The sequence below is a fragment of the Micromonospora sp. NBC_00860 genome (genome assembly GCF_045207375.1).
In the GTDB taxonomy this organism is placed as follows: Bacteria; Actinomycetota; Actinomycetes; order Mycobacteriales; family Micromonosporaceae; genus Micromonospora; species Micromonospora vinacea.
In genome coordinates this window covers 3,080,534-3,098,455 of record NZ_CP108825.1, presented here as the reverse complement: position 1 = coordinate 3,098,455, position 17,922 = coordinate 3,080,534, and the positions used below count along the sequence as shown (strand labels likewise).

Sequence of the window (17,922 nt, the reverse complement as noted above, 5' to 3'; positions counted from 1 at the left end):
AGCACAATGAGCGACACGACCGCCACGCTGCCCGTGGTCGTCGAATCCGACGGCCGGACACTGACCGAGCTGATCATCGAGCGCCGCGCCGAGCTGCGGGCCGCCGTGGCCGAGCAGGGCGGGTTGTTGTTCCGCGGCTTCGACGTGGGCGGGGTGGACGGCTTCGACCGGGTGGTCCGGGCGCTGGCCGGTGAGCCGCTGACCTACACCGAGCGGTCCTCACCACGACACGCCATCAAGGGCCGGGTGTACACCTCGACCGACTACCCGCCGGACGAGGAGATCTTCCTGCACAACGAGAACTCGTACCAGGCGCGTTGGCCGTTGACGCTGTTCTTCTACTGCATCACCGCGCCGCAGACACTGGGCGCCACTCCGCTGGCCGACATCCGTCGGGTCTACCGGGAGATCGACCCCGCGGTACGCGAGGAGTTCGTCCGCCGCCGCTGGATGCTGATGCGCAACTTCCACGGAGATTTCGGCGCGAGCTGGCAGCACGTGTTCGGCACCGACGACCGCGCCGAGGTCGAGGCGTACGCGGCGGCGAACCGGATCACGCTGGAGTGGGTGGGCCGCGACGGGCTGCGTACCCGTGCGGTCCGCGACGTCGTGCACCAGCGGCCCGGCTCGGACATCCCCCGCTGGTTCAACCATGCCACGTTCTTCCACGTGAGCAGCCTGGCCAAGGACCTCCAGGAGGGGCTGCTGGCCATGTTCGGCGCGGACGGGCTGCCGTCGAACACCTACTACGGCGACGGCGGCGAGATCCCCGTCGATGTCATGGACCACCTGCGCGCCGCCTACCGGGCCGCCAGCGTCCGCTTCGACTACCAGCGCGACGACGTGCTGGTGGTCGACAACATGACCGCCGCGCACGGCCGGGAGCCGTTCACCGGCCCCCGCAAGATCGCCGTCGCGATGGCCGAACCGCACACCCCCGACACCGATGGAGCACTGTGATGGCCGAGCCCCGATTCCTGGTCGTGCGCAACGACGAGGAGCAGTACTCCATCTGGCCGGCCGGACGGGACCTACCGGCGGGCTGGTACGACGTGGGGTTCGCCGGCACCCGCGAGGAGTGCCTGGCGCACATCGACACCGTGTGGATCGACATGCGCCCCCGTTCGGTGCGGGAGTCGGCGTCATGACCCAGGAGTGGACCTTCCCGGCCTCCTTCGCCCAGGAGCGGGTGTGGACGGCCAACCAGCTCGACCCCGGTTCGCCGGTCTTCAACATCTCCGCGCCGTTCGGGTTTCCGGCCGGCGTCACCGCGACCCAGGTCGCCGAGGCACTCACGCAGGTGGTCGCCCGACACGAGGCACTGCGCACCCACCTGCGGATGGCCGACGGGGTGCTGACGCAGGTCGTCCGGGCCGTCGAGCCGGTGGAGCTGCCGGAGCTGGACCTGACCGACCTGCCCGCCGACGAGCAGCAAGCCCGCGCCACCGACACGCTGGCCGAGCTGGCGCGGACGCCGATCCCGCTGGACGCCCCGCCACTGTGGCGGGCCCGGCTGGTCCGCTTCGCCGCCGACCGGCTCGGGTTGCAGTTCGTGGTGCACCACGCGGTCTTCGACAGCCACTCCGCGGTGCTCTTCGACGCCGAACTGGCCGCGTTCACGCGGGCCGCGCTGACCGGCGCCCCGGCCGACGTACCCGAGCTGCCCATCCAGTACGCCGACTTCGCCGTCTGGCAGCGCGACCAGCTCACCGACGACGAGCTGGACCGGCAGCTCGCCTTCTGGCGCGACAGCCTGGCCGGTGCGCCGACGGTGACCGGCCTGCCGCTGGACCGGCCGCGCCCCGCCCAGCTCGGCTTCGCCGGCGACGAGGTGCGCTTCGACCTTCCCGACGGCCTGCTGGACCGGGTCGGGCAGCTCGCCGCTGGCACGTCTGCGACTCCGTACATGGTGCTGTTGGCAACCTTCGCCGCGCTGCTGTCCCGAATCTCGGGCGACCCGCAGGTGGTGGTCGGTGTCTCCACCGCCGGCCGGGACGCCGCCGAGCTGGCCCCGTTGATCGGTATGTTCGTCAACCCGGTCGCGGTGTCCTGCGACCTGACCGGCGACCCGAGCGGCACCGAGCTGGTCGGCCGGGTCCGGGCTGGTCTGGTGGACGCGATGGAACATGGGCAGACGCCGTTCCAGCGGATCGTCGAGGCGGTCGCCGCGCACCGCGACCCGTCGGTGCAACCGGTGTTCCAGACCGCGCTGAACTTCATCCCGGACTCCGGCCTGGACGTGGTGGCGCTGGGCGCCACCAAGGACGACCTGGCCTTCGACATAACGCGCGGCACCAGCCGCCTGGTCTACCGCACCGACCTGTTCGACCGGGCCACCGCCGAGACGGTCGTCGCCCGCTACCTGCGGCTGCTCACCGCCGTCGTCGCCGACCCGGCCACCAGGCTGTCCGCGCTGCCGTTGCTCGACGACGCCGAACGCGACCTGCTGCGCACGTGGGCCGGCACCGGTGGCGAGGTGGTGCCGACCACTGTGGTCGCCGAGGTGCAGCGGCAGGCCGCCGCCACCCCGGCGGCGGCCGCGCTGCTCTGCGACGGGGTGGAGTTGAGCTACGCCGAGCTGTCCGCCCGAGCCAACCGTTTGGCCCGGTTGCTGGTCGAGCGGGGTGCCGGGCCGGAGACCCGGGTCGCGTTGCTGCTGCCCCGATCGGTGGAGCTGCTGGTGGCGATCCTCGCGGTGCTCAAGGCCGGTGCGGCGTACCTGCCCGTGGACACCGACTACCCGGCGAACCGGATCGGCTACCTGCTCACCGACGCGGAGCCGACGCTGGTGCTGGCCACCCCGCAGACGGCCGCGCTGGCCGGGGCCGACGCGCTGGTGCTCGACTCCACGACCGCCGCCGACCTCGACGACACCGACCTGCTCGATGACGACCGCCGGTCGCCGCTGCGCCCGGAGCACCCGGCGTACGTCCTCTACACCTCCGGCTCCACCGGCCGGCCCAAGGGCGTGCTGGTGGAGCACCGCGCGGTGACCGCCTACCTGGCCTGGGCCCGAGGCACCTACCCGGGCCTGGCCGGCACCGCCCTGCTGCACTCGCCGATCTCGTTCGACCTGACCGTCACCGGGCTGCTCGGCCCGCTCACCGCCGGCGGCACGGTCCGGCTGGCGGGCATCGACACACCCGCCGCTCGGGCCGGCGGGCCACCCACGTTCCTCAAGGTCACCCCCAGCCACCTGCCGCTGCTCGACGACGCGCTGTCGCCCACCACCGACCTGGTGATCGGCGGGGAGGCGCTGACCGGCGAGCAGTTGGCCGGCTGGCGGGCGGCGCACCCGGAGGTGACGGTGGTCAACGAGTACGGCCCGACCGAGGCGACCGTCGGTTGCGTCGCGGCCCGGATCGCGCCCGGCCGCCTGGTGCCCGCCGGGCCGGTGCCGATCGGCCAGGCCACCTGGACCACCCGGGTCCACCTGCTCGACGCGGCGTTGAATCCGGTGCCGCCCGGTGTGGTCGGCGAGCTGTATGTCGCCGGGGCGCAACTGGCCCGGGGCTACCTGCGCCGACCGGCCCTCACCGCCGAGCGGTTCCTGCCCTGTCCGTACGGGCCGCCGGGGGAGCGGATGTACCGCACCGGTGACCTTGCCCGGTGGCGAGCCGACGGGACGTTGGAGTACCTGGGCCGCCGCGACGACCAGGTCAAGGTCCGGGGGATGCGGATCGAGCTGGGCGAGATCGAGTCGGTGCTGCGCGCCCGCCCGGACGTGGACGCGGCAACGGTCGTGGTCCGCGCCGACGGCGGTGAGCCGACGCTGGTCGGCTACCTGGTCGGCCCGGTCGACACAGCGGCGCTCGCCGCCGACCTGGCCCTCGAGCTGCCCGCGCACATGGTGCCGAGCGCATTCGTCGTGCTGGACGCGCTGCCGCTGACGCCGAACGGCAAGCTGGACACCGCCGCGCTGCCGGCACCGGCGGTCGCCACCACCGACGGGTTCCTCGCTCCCCGTACCGACGCCGAGGCCCTGGTCGCCGAGGTCTACGCCGACGTCCTCCAGGTGGAGAAGGTCGGCGTCCTCGACGACTTCTTCGCTCTCGGCGGCAACTCGCTACGCGGCATGCGGGCGATGGCCCGCATCCGCGCCGAGGTGGACGTGGAGTTGCCGATGCGAGCGCTGTTCAGCAGCCCGGTGGTGGCCGACCTGGCGGCCCAGATCGAAGCGCGGATCGCCGCCGAGCTCGACGAGCTTTCCGAAACCGAGGTCGCCGCGCTGCTCGTGGCGGAGAAGGACACCCCCTCATGACGGACGTGAAGGACACGGCCCGCGATCCCGCCCGGCAGGCGCTGATCGCCCAACGGTTGCGCCGCCGGTCGGGCGGCGCGCCCACCGCGCGGATCACCCCCCGCCCGCCGGACGCCGAGGTGCCGCTGTCGTACGCCCAGGAGCGGGTCTGGTTCATGGACCAGCTCGCGCCCGGCGAGGCGGCGTACCACATCGCAGTGCCGCTGCGGGTGCGCGGCCCGCTCGATGTCGCGGCGCTGCGCCGCGCGTTGGCCGACCTGACCCGCCGGCACGAATCGCTGCGCACGCGGTTCCCGGCCGACCCCGATGGTCGGCCCACGGTGGTGCTCGACGACCTGGTCGAGGTGCCGCTGACCGTGGTCGACGCCGCCGACGAGGTCGCCGCGCAGGAGTTGATCGACCGGGCCGCCGCCGAGCCGTTCGACCTGGCCAACGGGCCACTGCTGCGCGCCCTGCTGATCCGGTTGACGGCGAGGGAGCACGTGCTGCTGCTCGGCCAGCACCACATCGTCGGTGACGGCTGGTCGGTGGACGTGCTGCTGCGTGACCTGATCAGCCGCTACCGTGACGGGGAGCTGCCCAGCCTGCCGGTGCAGTACGGCGACTTCGCCGTCTGGGAGGCGCGGGAGCTGGCCGCCCCGGGCACCCGCCGGCACCTGGACTGGTGGAGGGACAGGCTCGCCGGCATCACCCCGCTGGAACTGCCATTGGACCTGCCCCGTCCGGCCACCCAGACTTACCGGGGGGACTTCGTCGAGTTCACCGTTGATCGGGTCACCACCGAGGGGCTGGCCGCGCTGACGCGCTCCTACGGCGGGACCCTGTTCATGACGCTGCTTGCCGCGTACCAGGTGTTCCTGGCCCGGCACGCCGGGCAGGACGACTTCGTGGTCGGCGCTTCGGTGGCCGGGCGGTCGGCACCCGAGCTGGAGAACGTGGTCGGCATGTTCGTCAACATGCTGCCGCTGCGCGCCGAGCTGGCCGGCGAACCGAGCTTCATCGAGCTGCTCCAGCGGACCCGCAGGGCGGTGCTGGACGGGCTGGAGCACGCCGAGGTGCCCTTCGCCCGGGTGGTGCACGAGTTGGGGCTGCCGCGCGACGTCAGCCGCTCGCCGGTCTTCCAGGCGATGTTCGTGTTGCAGAACTACGAGATGGGCCGGTTCGCCGGGGTCGCCGACGACGCCGGGGTCGGCTTCGAGTGGCAACCGATGGAGTTGCGCGCCACCCGCTTCGACTTCGAGCTGCACGCAGTCGAGACTGGTGACGGCCTCTGGGGCAAGCTGGTCTTCAACACCGATCTGTTCACCAGGGACACCGTCGAGCGGATGGCGCACCGGCTGACCACCCTGCTGCGCACGGTGGTCGCCACGCCGGACCTGCCGGTCTCCGCACTGGATCTGCTCGCGCCGGCCGAGCGGGAGCTGCTGGCCGGGTGGAACGACACCGCCGGCGACTTCCCGCGGCAGCAGACCCTGCACGCCCCGATCGAGGAGCGCGCCGCCCGTACACCGGATGCGGTCGCGTTGCGGTTCGCCGGCCGATCGACGACGTACGCCGAGCTGAACACGGCGGCGAATCGGGTGGCGCACCGGCTGCGCGCCGCCGGGGTGGGCCCGGAGACCCTGGTCGGGGTCTGCGCGGAACGCTCGGCGGAGCTGGTCGCGGGCCTGCTTGGAGTGCTCAAGGCCGGCGGCGCCTACCTGCCGCTCGACCCGGAGTACCCGGCGGACCGGCTGGCGTTCATGGTCACCGACGCCGCCGCGCCGGTGGTGCTGGTGCAGGGGCATCTGCGTGACGCGTTGCCCGCGACCGACGCCAGCGTGTTCGTCCTGGACGACGAGTCGGCCTGGGCCGACCAGCCGGCGAATGACCCGACTCCGATGGGCGGCCCGGCCAACCTGGCGTACGTCATCTACACATCCGGCTCCACCGGCCGGCCCAAGGGCGTGCCGAACACCCATCGGGGCATTGTCAACCGCCTCGACTGGATGCAGCGCACCTATCACCTCGGCGCCGACGACGCGGTGTTGCAGAAGACCCCGGCCAGCTTCGACGTGTCGGTGTGGGAATTCTTCTGGCCGCTGCGCGAGGGCGCCCGGCTGGTGCTGGCCGATCCGGGCGGTCACAAGGATGCCGGCTACCTGCGCGACCTGCTGGTCACCGAGCGGGTCACCACCGCCCACTTCGTACCGTCGATGTTGACGGTCTTCCTCGCCGAGGACGGCGTCGAGGCGGCCACCGCGCTGCGCCGGGTGATTTGTAGCGGCGAGGAGTTGCCGCTCGCGGCAGCCCGGCAATTCACCGCCCGGTTGCCCGGTTGCGGCCTGCACAACCTGTACGGGCCGACCGAGGCGGCAATCGACGTCAGCGCGTGGACCTGCGACCCGGCATTGCTGGCCAGTCTGACCAGCGTGCCGATCGGCGCACCGATCAGCAACCTGCGCCTGCACGTGCTGGACGCCTGGGGCAACCCCTGCCCGGTCGGTGTCGCCGGTGAGCTACACATCGGCGGCGTCGGGCTGGCCCGTGGGTACCACCGCCGAGCGGCGCTGACCGCCGAGCGGTTCGTGCCGGACCCGTTCGCCGCCGAGCCGGGCGCCCGGCTGTACCGCACCGGCGACCTGGCCCGCTGGCGGGTCGCGCCCGGCGGCCAGCCGGGCGGTGTGCTCGAGTTCCTCGGCCGGATGGACCACCAGGTCAAGCTGCGGGGCCTGCGTATCGAGCTGGGCGAGATCGAGAGCGCGTTGCGCGCCCAGCCCGGCGTGACCGAGGCCGTCGTGCTGGTCCGTGAGGACACCCCCGGCGACAAGCGCCTCACCGGGTACGTGGTCGGCGCGGCCGAGCACGACGCGTTGAAGGTGGCGCTGAAGGAGACCCTGCCCGAGTACATGGTGCCGGCGGCGTTCGTCACCGTGGACGTGTTCCCGCTGACCCCGAACGGCAAGCTGGACCGTCGGGCGCTGCCCGCGCCGGTGGTCACCCGCGCCGAGTCGGTGGCGCTCGTCGAGCCGCGCGATGACACCGAGCGGATGCTCGCCGGGATCTGGTCCGGCATCCTCGGTGTGGACGCCCTCGGCATCGACGACGACTTCTTCGACCTGGGCGGGCACTCGATGCTCGCGACCCAGGTGGTGGCGCGGATTCGCAAGGCCGAGCACGGCGGCCGGCCGGTCGGTGTGATGGACCTGTTTCAGCAGCGCACGATCCGCGATCTGGCCGCCTTCATGTCCGGCGGCGACGATGGCGACGAGCCGCGCCGGCTGCTCTACGAGCTGACCAAGCCGGCCCCGGCGGCGCGGCGGGTCATCACCTACGTCTGCGTGCCGTATGGCGGTGGCAGCGCGATCGTCTACCAGCCTCTCGCGGACGCGCTGCCAGCCGGGCACGCGCTCTGGTCCCTGGCCATCCCCGGGCACGATGTGGGGCTCACCGAGGCCGCGCTGCCGTTCGACGAGCTGACCACCCGCGTCGCCGAGGAGATCCTGGCGCGTGTTGAGGGCCCGCTGGCCCTGTACGGGCACTGCGGGGTAGGCAGTGCGATCGTCGCCGAGGTGGCCCGCAAGGTGGAGGCTGCCGGCAGGGAACTGACGGCCCTCTACATCGGTGCGATGTTCCCGTTCGCCCGCCCGAAGGGCCTGTTCGCGGCGGTGCGTACCCGGCTCGAGAAGTTGCGCAGCAACCGGCACTACGCGAGCTGGCTCAAGTCGATGGGGGTCGACACCAACGAGTTGGACCCGGAGCAGGCCGATCGGATCATCAGCAACATGCGGGCCGACTCCCGAGCCTCGGAGGAATACTTCACAGACCTGCTCGACCGGCGTGCGGTGAAGCTGCGCGCCCCGATCATCTCGGTGGTCGGCTCGGAGGACCCGGTCACGGACTACCACACCGAGCGCTACGCCGAGTGGCAGTTCCTCAGCGACCGGCTGGGGCTGGTGGTGCTGGATCAAGCGGGGCACTTCTTCCTCAAGTATCGGGCGCAGGAGTTGGCCGAGATCGTCACCCAGGTGCATCCGGCGCTGGTCGACGGTGACGTGTCCGCGTTGACGACGCAGGCCCGCGGTGAGGACGCCGCGTGGGTGGTGGCCGACGCCCGGGGCGTCGACTCCGTCACCACCCCGGCGCAGCCGGCGGTCCAACCGAGCATGGCCCGGTTCGTGGCGGTGACCGTCGGGCAGTTGGTCTCCACCACGGGCTCGGCGCTGACCGCGTTCGCCCTGCCGATCTGGCTGTTCACCCGTACCGGCTCGGTAGCCAACCTGGGTCTGCTCTGGGCGCTGGCGCTGATCTGCGGGGTGCTGATGCTGCCGGTCGCCGGGGCGATCACCGACCGGGTCAGCCGGCGAAAGATCATGATGATCGCCAGTTGCAGCGCCGGCACGATCCAGCTGGTGCTCGCCGCGCTGCTCTGGACCGGCAACCTCGCGCTCTGGCACATCTACCTTCTGGTGGCGCTGAGTCAGGTGGCTGCGTCGTTCCAGCGCATCGCGTTCCAGTCGGCGGTGCCGCAACTGGTGCCCAAACGCTACCTGGGGCACGCGATGGGCATCACCCAACTCTCCAACGGCTTCGCCCTGCTGCTGATGCCGGTCTTCGCCGCGGGCCTGCTCGCCGCCATCGACCTCAAGGGCATCCTGCTGCTGGACGTGGCCAGCTACCTGGTCGCGGTGGTCACCCTGGCCGTGGTCCGCTTTCCCGACCTGCTCGGCTGGCGGCCCAAGGAGCGGCTGCTCGTGGCCATCGCCAACGGCCTGCGCTACTCGTGGCGACACCGCGGCTTCCGTCTGATGCTGGGATACTTCGCGTTAGGCAACATCTTCCTGGCCCCGGCCCTGGTGCTCGTCACCCCGCTGGTGCTCTCCTTCGGCAGCGCCACGCAGGTGGCCCAGGTGGCCCTCGCCGAGGCGCTCGGCGCGGTTGCCGGTGGCGTACTCATGGCGCTGTGGGGCGGCCCTCGACACCGGCGCATGGTCGGTGTGCTGATCGGTAACCTCGGCACCGCGCTCGGCTGCGTCCTCGTCGGCTTGGACGCGTCGGTCGTGATGATCGGCGTCGGAGCGTTCTGGTTGGCCATGTCGATGACCACCGCGCAGTCCATCTACGCCACCATCGTCCAGGTCAAGGTGCCGCAGCGCTTCCATGGCCGCGTGTTCAGCCTCAACCAGACCATCTCCTGGTCGACACTGCCGATCGGTTTTGCGTTGCTCGCTCCGGCGGCCACCAGCCTGTTCGAGCCGATGCTCGCCCCAGACGGGGTGCTCGCCGGGTCGGTGGGCGCGGTGATCGGAACTGGCGAGGGTCGGGGCATCGGCTTCGCGTACGTCTGCCTCGGTGCGGCGCTGATCCTGATCACCCTGGGCGGCTTCTCGATCCGGCTGCTGCGCCGCTTCGACCTGGAGGTGCCGGACTCGCTGCCCGACGACCTGATCGGCGCCCAGGAGCGGGAACGCCGGCTCGCGGCCCGCGCCGCGCAGCGCGAGGAGGAGCAGGTGCCGGCAGGGGGCTGAGTGGAACTTCTCACGGAGGCGGCGAGATGTCACAGCTCCGGGTTCAGCTCGGCCCCCGACTGTAGGTAGGTGAGTGCCGTCGGCGTCGCGACCTCCCACGGTTCGTCGCGCGACGGCGGATTCTGACCTGACCGCGGCCCGCCCCGGCTCGGTCCGGCCCTGGCGCTCGTGTCGGGATTGTCCGGACTGGTCGGGTTGTGGCATGGTACGAGTGCTCGGTGGATCCTGCTGGTCGCCGCCAACCCGACGTCACCCGCCCACGGCGTGAGCGGGTGACGGGACGGGTCAGGGCGTCCGCTGCCCGGGTTCGCGGTCGCGGTGGTCGGGCCGGGCGGCTGCGGCTCAGTCAGCTGGAAGTCGCACTGGTGATCTCGGTGCAGGCGGGCCTCGCTGCGGCGCTGGCCTGGGCGATCGGGCACAACGTGCTGGGTAACCCCGCGCCGATCTTCGCGCCGTCGGCGGCCGTGGGCACGATCGTCGCCGCGCTCGGTCAACGCGCCCATCGCACGATCGAACTGCTGGTCGGGGTCGGTCTCGGTATCGCCACCACCGACTTCCTGCTGTCCTTTCTGGGCACCGGGTTCTGGCAGACCGGGTTCGTCGTCGGGTGCGCGATCTTCGCCACGCTCGTGCTGTTCGGACGCAGCGGTGCCGCCGTCGGTCAGGCTGGTGGTACGGCGGTGCTGCTCGCCGCTCTCAGCCCCGCCCAGCAGGATCTTGAGTGGCCCCGGATCGTCGAGGCGATGGTCGGTGGCGTGGTGGGTCTGGTGGTGGTCGCGGTGCTGGTGCCGTTGAACCCGATGCGGATCCTCGACCGGGACGCCGCGCCGATCTACCAGTGCCTCGCCCGGCAACTGCGGGAGGTCTGCGCCGCGCTGCACACCGGGGATCAGCAGCGGGCGGTCCGCGCGTTGGACGCGCTGCGCGCCATGGGCCCCGACCTCGAACGGATGCACCAGGCGCTGAGCGGCGCCGAGGAGGTGGTGAGCCTCGCGCCCGCCCGATGGCTGCGCCGTCAGGATGTGGAGCGATTCGCGCGTGCCAGCCAACACGTGGAACGCGTCATCGAACACAGCCGGGGAGTGGCCCGCCGGTCGGCGTTGGCGATGCAGTACAACGAGCCGATCCCCGCGGACCTGCCGGTCAGCGTCGGAAGGCTCGCCGACGCGGTCGAGCTGCTGCGCCGGGAGCACCGCGCCGGGCGGCCGACCGAGCGCACCCACCAGGCCGTACGAGACGCCGTCTACCAGGCCGGACGCGCCCGGGCGCGGGGCGTGGACGAGTTCGGCGATGCGGTGGTGACCCAGCTGCGCACCGCCGCCAGCGACCTCCTGCGCGCCACCGGATGCGATCCGAGCACCGCCAACCAGGTGGTGCGGGAGGCCGAGCAGCGCGGCGAGGGATCCCTCGGATCGGGTGGCGCATCCTCCTGAGGACCTGCCCGGGCCGGCCGGGTGTCAGCCCAGCAGAGCCTCGGTGACGTCGGACCGGTTGAGTGCCGCCACGCACCAGGCGAAGTGGCCGTCCTGACCCGTCGGGTCGTAGGCGTTCGCCGTGATCAGCGAATAGGCGGCCCGGTAGACGAGCAGCGCCGCGCGGTCAGCGCCCAACCGCGCCTCGATCCGGTCGAGGAGGTCGCGTTCGACCTGCGCCGCCTCCGGCCCGTACATGTCGAAGATGGCGGCGGTGACCGCCGCGTCGAACGCCGGGTCACCCTCGGTGGTGAGGAAGCCCCAGTCCAGCACCGCGCTGGGTCGGCCCGAGGCCTCGACCAGGATGTTCCCCGGGACCAGGTCACCGTGCAGTACCGCACGCCGGCCACTGTCGACCTCGACGAGGCGGCTGGACAGCGCCGCGGCTTTCCGCTCGAAGTCGACGACGGCTCCGCTCAGCACCTGTCGGAAACGCGCGCCCCGGCGCTCGGCGAGGCGTGCGAGGGCGACCGCGAAGCCCTCCCCGGCGCTGAACAGCGGGGAGTCCTCGCCCAGGACGGTCATCTCCCGGGCCGCCTGGAGACCACCGCCGGTCGCGAGCGCGGCGACGATGTCGACGACGATGGCGTACGCGTCCTCGCGGGACACCGCGCCGGCGGCGAGCGCGGCGGCCAGTGTCGTTCCGGTCAGCCTCCGCTCGATGGTGACGACTCGACCTCCCACCGATTCCACCTGCGTGATCCGCGGCACCTGGAACGTCAGCGGCTTCGCGGCCAGGGCGTCGTAGAACGCCGCCGCCCGGCGGGACGACTCGACCGACCCGGCGAACCAGATCTTTGCCACCCGAGAGTCGTCTACCTCGTAGACCGCGCCCTCCATGCCCTCGCCCAGCAGCTTCGGGGTGGCCGTGCCGATCCACTGCCGGAGCACCCCGGCCGCCTGGTCCTCCGCGAGGTAACTCATGCCTCGGCCACCTCCTCGGGCTCGGCGACCCAGGCGGAGAAGACCGGCAACCCGTGCCACGGGCCGGTGACGCCGTCGGCCCGGGCGTCGGTGGCGACCGCCACCACGGCGTACGGGTGGCCGAAGCGCAGCTCGGCGGTGCGGGCCACACCCTCCGGGGGCAGGCTGGTCAGCCCGAACATGCCGGTCACCGCCGCCGCCTCGAAGCCGTACCTGTCGAACCGGGCCACCGCCGTCTGCCGTGCCTCGAAGTGCTCCACCGGCAACGCCATCGCCGTCGCCAGTGTGGCCGCCACGGCCGGGAAGCCGAGCGCCGGGGCGGTCAGGTCGTGGTCGCTCCGGGCCGACCAGCAGGGGAGGACGGCGGTGTGCCGCTCCTCGCGGCCGTCGCGAGCCCGCGTGCGTACCCGCTCCTCGGTGAGCGTCCACAGCGGAGTCTCGCCGAGCGGCAGATCGAACAGTGAGCGGCTGCCCGCCGGTTGCGCGCCGTCGGCCGCGCCGGCGCTGAGGTCGTACGCGACGGCCAGCACCTCGGCCGGTGGCACCTGCGGCGAGGCGGCCACCGAGAGGACCACCAGGCCCGCGCCGTCGGTCTTCTGGGCCGGTGCGGCGTGCACGATCACGTCACCGGCTCTCGCGGTGGACACGATGGCGCACCGGTGGCCGTGGCTCGGACTGCGCAGCGCCCGCCGTAGCTCGCCGGCCCACGGGCTGTCAGCGCCGAGCGCGCGTGCGTCGGCGACGTCGAACGGGGTCGCCCAGGACACCCGGGTGGCCAACGCGCTGGCCAGGGCGAAGACCACGTTCGGGCTGACCTTCAGGGGGAACGTGTCGATCAGGCCGAGGGTGTGCTCGCGCGCCCAGGCGTCCAACCCGGCCTGGTTTGGTAGCACGCCGACCTCGGTCGTGCGGGGCAGCGCGGCCCGCCACGCCGCCGGCCCGTCGTCGCCCAGCCCCGACCGGTGCCAGAGCGCGGTGGCGGACCCGACCAACGGGTGCGGCGCGTCCAACAGCGTTCGGGCGACCTCGGCCGCGCTCGGCAGGTCGGTGCCCAGGGCGCGGGCCAGCTCCGCGGCTGCTCCCTGGGCGGCGGCCGGCCCGGTCGCCGCTGTGGCACCGACCGCGAGCAGCAGCCAGGCACCGAGCGGGGAGGCGACGTGGTGCCGGTCGCCGGCCGTGGCGTGCAGCCGCGCGGCGTACGCGGACAGCGGCTCGCGCAGATCGGTCGTCATGCCCCCACTCTGCCCGTTGGTCTGGCTCACGACCACAGCTCGAACGGCTCGTCGATCTCCGTGCCGGCGAGAAAGGGGGTGATCAGCCGAGGGAGCTGCCCGGGGTAGAACCGCTCCCGACTGGCCACTACCTCCGGCAACGGCCACCAGCGGAAGCTGAAATAGTCCTCCAGTTCGTAGTCGAGCCGGTGTGTCTCGTCCACGTCCGGGCCGGGGCCGGCCAGTCGTACCGCGACGACGACCTCATCCTGGACGTGCCGCAGCTGGCGGTGCAGGAAGCTCGCCCGCCGCCGCCACACCGGCGCGCCCACCTGGTCGGCGGTGATCACGATGCCGGTCTCCTCCCGCAGCTCCCGCACCGCCGTGTCGCGATAGGTCTCACCGGGATCCATGCCACCGCCCGGCAGCTCCCACCAGGTGCCCAGCCGGGCGTGGTCCGGGTCGCGGGTGTGGAACAGCAACACCCGGTCGGTGCCGTCGGTGACCACCACCCGCACCGCGCGTCGCTCCAGGATCGGCAGGTCGCGGGGCAGCTCGTTCATCGGGCCAGTCTGTCGTACCGCCCACTTCGGCGGCGGGTAGGCTGCCCGCCGTGGCTGGTCTGTTGAGGAATGTCGCGGCGCGTATCTCTCGGGTCGGTGCGGTGATCCCGTCGCCCCGGCGTACCGGGCCGGCGCCCGCGCAGGTGGCCCGCCGCCGTCAGGTGAGCGCGTTGCAGCGTCGGGAGCTGACCTACGCTCCGGAGCGTGACGGTCAGGCCGACCCGGGCGAGATCGTCTGGACGTGGGTGCCGTACGAGGACGACCCCCGCCAGGGCAAGGACCGGCCGGTGCTTGTCGTCGGGCGGCACAGCCGGACCCTGTTCGGGTTGATGTTGTCCAGTCAGAGCGAGCGGGACGGGCAGCGGCACTGGTTCGCGCTCGGGCCGGGTGAGTGGGACCGCGACAACCGGCCGAGCTGGGTCCGGCTGGACCGGGTGCTCACCATGCGCGAGGACAGCATCCGCCGGGAGGGTGCCGTGTTGGATCGGCCCCGGTTCGACCGGGTCGGGCAGGCGTTGCGCGCCGGCTACGGCTGGCGCTGACCGCCGCCGGGCTGCCCCAGCGGTGGGGCCGCCCGACGGTGAGGCGACTGGCGGTCAGGTTCACTCAGTGCTCGGGCCGACCGCGGCCCCCTTCGCGTCCGGCGGCGGGTAGGGCTGGTCGGCGAGGAGCCGGGCCAGGTGTGCGGTGTTGAGCGCCAGGGCCTTCGTGGTGCGGCCGGTGGTGTCGGGCTTGGGGCCGGCGTCGCGGTAGTCCACAGTCTGCAGTGCCTCGCCGACCCAGTAGGTCGCGGCGGCTGCGGCGATGGTGAACCCGACCTCGTTGAGTGCCTGCTGCACCTGGCCGATGGTGTGGTGGGCGCCGTCCTCGTTGCCGACCACCGCGACACCGGCGACCTTGCCGTAGGTGAGGAGCCGGCCCTCGGCGTCGGTCTCGGAGAGTTCGGCGTCGAGGCGTTCGAGGACCATCTTGCAGACGCTGGAGGGCTGACCGAGCCAGATCGGCGTGGCGATGATCAGCACCTGGGCTGCCATCAGCTTGGCGCGGATCGCCGGCCAACCGTCGCCGTCGCCCTCGTCCGTGGACACCCCGAAGCGCACGTCGTGATCGACGACACGTACCAGTTCGCCCTCCACGCCCTGCCCGGCCAACTCGGCGAGCACTTCCCGGGCGAGCTGCTCGGCGCTGGACGGTGTCGGCGACGGCTTGAGGGTGCAGTTGAGTACGAGGGCGCGGATTGTCGCCACGTCGGTTCCTCTCGGCGGTCGTGATTCGAGTACTGGCTTGCCATACCCGGATAGGACGTCTCAGAACACCCCGGCGACCGGCAAAATCGCTGGGCCGGTGGCCGGAGCGCTGGCATGGTGTCCGCATGGTGCAGGACGTCGCGCGGCAGGTGGCCGAGCAGGTGCGGGCGGGCTTCGGCCTACGGCTGTCCACGATGGAGCCTGTCACGTCCGGCGCGGACCAGTACGCCCGACTGTGGCTCGCTCAGGCCGCCGACGGCTCTCGGTACGCGGTCAAGCTGAGCGGTGGCGGCACCCCGGCCGGCCTGGTGGTGACGGCGTACCTGGCCGAACAGGGCGTGCCCGGCATCGTCGCGCCGCTGCGGGCCGACGACGGACGGCTGTCGGTCGACCATGACGGCCGCCGCCTCTCGGTGGTGCCGTGGGTCTCCGACCAGCGGGCGCTCGACGCTCCGATGACCGGCGCGCACTGGCGCGCGTACGGTGAGGTGCTGGCCGCGGTGCACGAGGTGCCGGTGACCGACGAGCTGAGCCGGCTGCTACCGGCGGGCGGTGCCGCGTACCCCTCGATCGTGACCGCGACCCGGGCGATGGCCGCGCGGCTGCGCGACCCGGCCTCGGCCGACCTCGCGGACCCGCTTGTCGCGGAGCTGGCGGGGGTGTGGTCCGCGCTGGCCGACCGGCTGGGGGTGCTGACCCGTGAGGTCGAGCGCCGCGCCGTCGACCAGCGCGACCGACCCGACCCGAACGTCGTCTGCCACGGCGATCCGCATCTGGGCAACCTGCTGCTCGGCGCGGACGGGCAGGTCTGGTTGATCGACTGGGACGACGCGGTGCTCGCCCCGCCCGAGTGCGACCTCATGTTCGTCCTCGGTGGGGTGCTCGCCTTCGCGCCGATCACTCCCGAGCAGCAGCAGGCCGTGCTCGCCGGCTATGGCAGGACCGATGTCGACAGGGTGCGCCTGGCCTGGTTCCTCGCGGTCCGCGCGCTTGACGACCTCAGCGACTGGACCCGCCAGGCGGTGGACCTCGACGCGGCGGCTGCCGACCGGGGCCGGGCGGCGCGGATCGTGCGGGGGCTGGTGTCACCGGTGGGTCTGGTCACTCTCGCCGATACGGCGTTGCGCGACAGTGACCGGCGGGGCCGAGCGGCGACCACGTCGTCTACGTCGGACAAAAAGTAAGGCAAAGAGCGGATTCGCTCTCTGCCACCTCCAACATATATCGCACCGGGGGCCTTGCGGCAAGACCCGGGTGGTGCCGCAGAATCTCCAGCCGACGCCCAAATCTGGGAAAATCGGGGGATTCCATGATCGATGTCATCATTGCCGGCGGCGGACCGACCGGCCTGATGCTGGCCAGTGAGTTGCGGCTGCACGGGCTGCACCCACTCGTGATCGAGAAGGAGACCGAGCCGACCAGCTACGTCCGCGCGCTCGGCCTGCATGCCCGCAGCATCGAGGTGCTGGACCAGCGAGGTCTGCTGGAGCGGTTCCTCGCCCTCGGGCAGCAACACCCGGTCGGGGGCTTCTTCGCCGCGATTCCCAAGCCGTCGCCGGGCGGGCTGGACACCGCACACGCGTACGTCCTCGGCATTCCGCAGACCACCACCGACCGTCTCCTGAGCGAGCACGCCAGCGAGGTCGGCGTCGAGATACGGCGCGGCAGCGAACTCGTCGGGCTGAGCCAGGGCGACCACGGGGTGACAGTGCGGCTGGCAGATGGCACGCAGTTGCGTACGCGCTACCTCGTCGGCTGCGACGGCGGTCGCAGCACCGTACGCGGGCTGCTCGGTGTCGGCTTTCCCGGCGAGCCCAGCAGCGTCGAGACGCTGCTGGGCGAGATGGAGGTGGGCGTGCCGCCGGAGACGGTGGCCGACGTGGTGGCCGAGGTCCGCAGGACCCACCTCCGATTCGGTCTCGGGCCCCTCGGAGGCGGGGTGTACCGCGTCCTCGTCCCGGCCGAGGGGGTGGTCGAGGACCGCACGGTCCCACCGACCATCGACGACTTCAAACACCAACTGCGGGTGTACGCGGGCACCGACTTCGGTGTCCACTCACCGCGCTGGCTCTCCCGCTTCGGTGACGCCACGCGGCTGGCCGAGCGTTACCGGGTCGGGCGGGTGCTGCTGGCCGGCGACGCGGCGCACATCCACCCGCCGACCGGCGGGCAGGGGCTCAACCTCGGCATCCAGGACGCGTTCAACCTCGGCTGGAAACTGGCCGCCGAGCTCAACGGCTGGGCGCCGGAGGGGCTGCTGGACAGCTACCACAGCGAACGGCATCCGGTGGCCGCTGACGTGCTGAACAACACCAGGGCGCAGATGCTGCTGCTCTCACCCGAGCCGGGGCCGCGGTCGGTGCGCCACCTGTTGTCGGAGCTGTTGGACTTCGAGGACGTCAACCGGTACCTGATCGAGAAGATCACCGCGATCGGGGTCCGCTACGACCTCGGCGCGGGCCACGACATGCTCGGGCGCCATATGCGTGACGTACGGCTGAAGCTGGGGCGCCTCTACGAGCTGATGCACGGCGGCCGCGGCCTGCTGCTCGACCAGACCGGCCAGCTCTCGGTCTCCGGCTGGGCGGAGCGGGTCGACCACGTCGTCGACGTCAGCGAGGAGTTGGCGGTCCCTGCCGTGCTGCTACGGCCCGACGGTCACGTGGCGTGGGTCGGCGACGACCAGACCGACCTGCTCAGCCAACTGCCCAGGTGGTTTGGCGCGCCTGTCACCTGA

General features: G+C 72.1%; 12 protein-coding genes. 8 read left to right on the top strand and 4 right to left on the bottom strand.

Annotated elements, in window-relative coordinates; translation table 11 throughout:
- Positions 1–6 precede the first annotated feature (6 nt).
- The 5 genes from OH804_RS14360 to OH804_RS14340 all read left to right on the top strand — a co-directional run bounded on the left by OH804_RS14360 (position 7) and on the right by OH804_RS14340 (position 11,201).
- The gene (locus OH804_RS14360) at positions 7–960 is read left to right on the top strand and encodes a TauD/TfdA family dioxygenase (RefSeq protein WP_406065677.1); all 954 of its coding nucleotides are present in this window, start codon (positions 7–9) and stop codon (positions 958–960) included.
- Positions 960–1,148 carry an MbtH family protein gene (locus OH804_RS14355; RefSeq protein ID WP_196922636.1) on the top strand — a complete coding sequence of 63 codons (189 nt, stop codon included), beginning with the start codon at positions 960–962 and terminating at the stop codon, positions 1,146–1,148. Before OH804_RS14360 ends, OH804_RS14355 begins: the two co-directional genes overlap by 1 nt.
- On the top strand, positions 1,145–4,261 hold the full coding sequence (locus tag OH804_RS14350; RefSeq protein WP_406065673.1) for a non-ribosomal peptide synthetase: 3,117 nt from the start codon (positions 1,145–1,147) through the stop codon (positions 4,259–4,261). The genes OH804_RS14355 and OH804_RS14350 overlap by 4 nt, the downstream gene beginning before the upstream one ends.
- On the top strand, positions 4,258–9,768 hold the full coding sequence (locus OH804_RS14345) for an amino acid adenylation domain-containing protein (protein WP_406065671.1): 5,511 nt from the start codon (positions 4,258–4,260) through the stop codon (positions 9,766–9,768). Before OH804_RS14350 ends, OH804_RS14345 begins: the two co-directional genes overlap by 4 nt.
- A gap of 218 nt (positions 9,769–9,986) precedes the next feature.
- Complete coding sequence (locus OH804_RS14340; protein ID WP_406065669.1) at positions 9,987–11,201, top strand: FUSC family protein; 1,215 nt, start codon at positions 9,987–9,989, stop codon at positions 11,199–11,201.
- Positions 11,202–11,225: 24 nt separating this feature from the next.
- Here the strand turns inward: OH804_RS14340 and OH804_RS14335 are convergent, their stop codons facing one another.
- From OH804_RS14335 to OH804_RS14325, 3 genes are read right to left on the bottom strand one after another with little or no spacing between them, the layout of a single operon-like run.
- Positions 11,226–12,164 (bottom strand): phosphotransferase family protein, encoded by a 939-nt coding sequence (locus tag OH804_RS14335; protein WP_406065667.1) that lies wholly within the window; start codon positions 12,162–12,164, stop codon positions 11,226–11,228.
- Positions 12,161–13,396 (bottom strand): hypothetical protein, encoded by a 1,236-nt coding sequence (locus OH804_RS14330; protein WP_406065665.1) that lies wholly within the window; start codon positions 13,394–13,396, stop codon positions 12,161–12,163. Before OH804_RS14330 ends, OH804_RS14335 begins: the two co-directional genes overlap by 4 nt.
- A 26-nt stretch (positions 13,397–13,422) precedes the next feature.
- The gene (locus OH804_RS14325; protein ID WP_406065663.1) at positions 13,423–13,938 is read right to left on the bottom strand and encodes an NUDIX hydrolase; all 516 of its coding nucleotides are present in this window, start codon (positions 13,936–13,938) and stop codon (positions 13,423–13,425) included.
- Positions 13,939–13,988: 50 nt separating this feature from the next.
- Between OH804_RS14325 and OH804_RS14320 the strand changes: the two genes are divergently transcribed.
- A complete protein-coding gene (locus OH804_RS14320; protein WP_030336385.1) occupies positions 13,989–14,480 on the top strand; it encodes a type II toxin-antitoxin system PemK/MazF family toxin in 492 nt (163 codons plus the stop codon).
- 60 nt (positions 14,481–14,540) lie between these two features.
- Here OH804_RS14320 and OH804_RS14315 read toward each other — a convergent pair whose 3' ends face one another.
- Positions 14,541–15,185: a flavodoxin family protein gene (locus OH804_RS14315; protein ID WP_406065661.1), complete on the bottom strand. Its 645-nt coding sequence runs from the start codon at positions 15,183–15,185 to the stop codon at positions 14,541–14,543.
- 125 nt (positions 15,186–15,310) lie between these two features.
- On the opposite strand from OH804_RS14315, the gene OH804_RS14310 reads away from it, so the two are divergent.
- Together OH804_RS14310 and rox are read left to right on the top strand one after the other, a co-directional pair.
- Positions 15,311–16,369 carry a phosphotransferase enzyme family protein gene (locus tag OH804_RS14310; RefSeq protein ID WP_406065659.1) on the top strand — a complete coding sequence of 353 codons (1,059 nt, stop codon included), beginning with the start codon at positions 15,311–15,313 and terminating at the stop codon, positions 16,367–16,369.
- Positions 16,370–16,494: 125 nt separating this feature from the next.
- Positions 16,495–17,922, top strand: coding sequence for a rifampin monooxygenase (gene rox / locus OH804_RS14305; protein WP_406065657.1), 1,428 nt, complete (start codon positions 16,495–16,497; stop codon positions 17,920–17,922).

Bases quoted from the DNA above. Each gene is read 5' to 3' on its own strand.
- OH804_RS14355 (WP_196922636.1), top strand. From the start codon at position 960: ATGGCCGAGCCCCGATTCCTGGTCGTGCGCAACGACGAGGAGCAGTAC.
- rox (WP_406065657.1), top strand. From the start codon at position 16,495: ATGATCGATGTCATCATTGCCGGCGGCGGACCGACCGGCCTGATGCTG.
- OH804_RS14360 (WP_406065677.1), top strand. From the start codon at position 7: ATGAGCGACACGACCGCCACGCTGCCCGTGGTCGTCGAATCCGACGGC.
- OH804_RS14330 (WP_406065665.1), bottom strand. From the start codon at position 13,396: ATGACGACCGATCTGCGCGAGCCGCTGTCCGCGTACGCCGCGCGGCTG.
- OH804_RS14310 (WP_406065659.1), top strand. From the start codon at position 15,311: ATGGTGCAGGACGTCGCGCGGCAGGTGGCCGAGCAGGTGCGGGCGGGC.
- OH804_RS14345 (WP_406065671.1), top strand. From the start codon at position 4,258: ATGACGGACGTGAAGGACACGGCCCGCGATCCCGCCCGGCAGGCGCTG.
- OH804_RS14350 (WP_406065673.1), top strand. From the start codon at position 1,145: ATGACCCAGGAGTGGACCTTCCCGGCCTCCTTCGCCCAGGAGCGGGTG.
- OH804_RS14335 (WP_406065667.1), bottom strand. From the start codon at position 12,164: ATGAGTTACCTCGCGGAGGACCAGGCGGCCGGGGTGCTCCGGCAGTGG.
- OH804_RS14325 (WP_406065663.1), bottom strand. From the start codon at position 13,938: ATGAACGAGCTGCCCCGCGACCTGCCGATCCTGGAGCGACGCGCGGTG.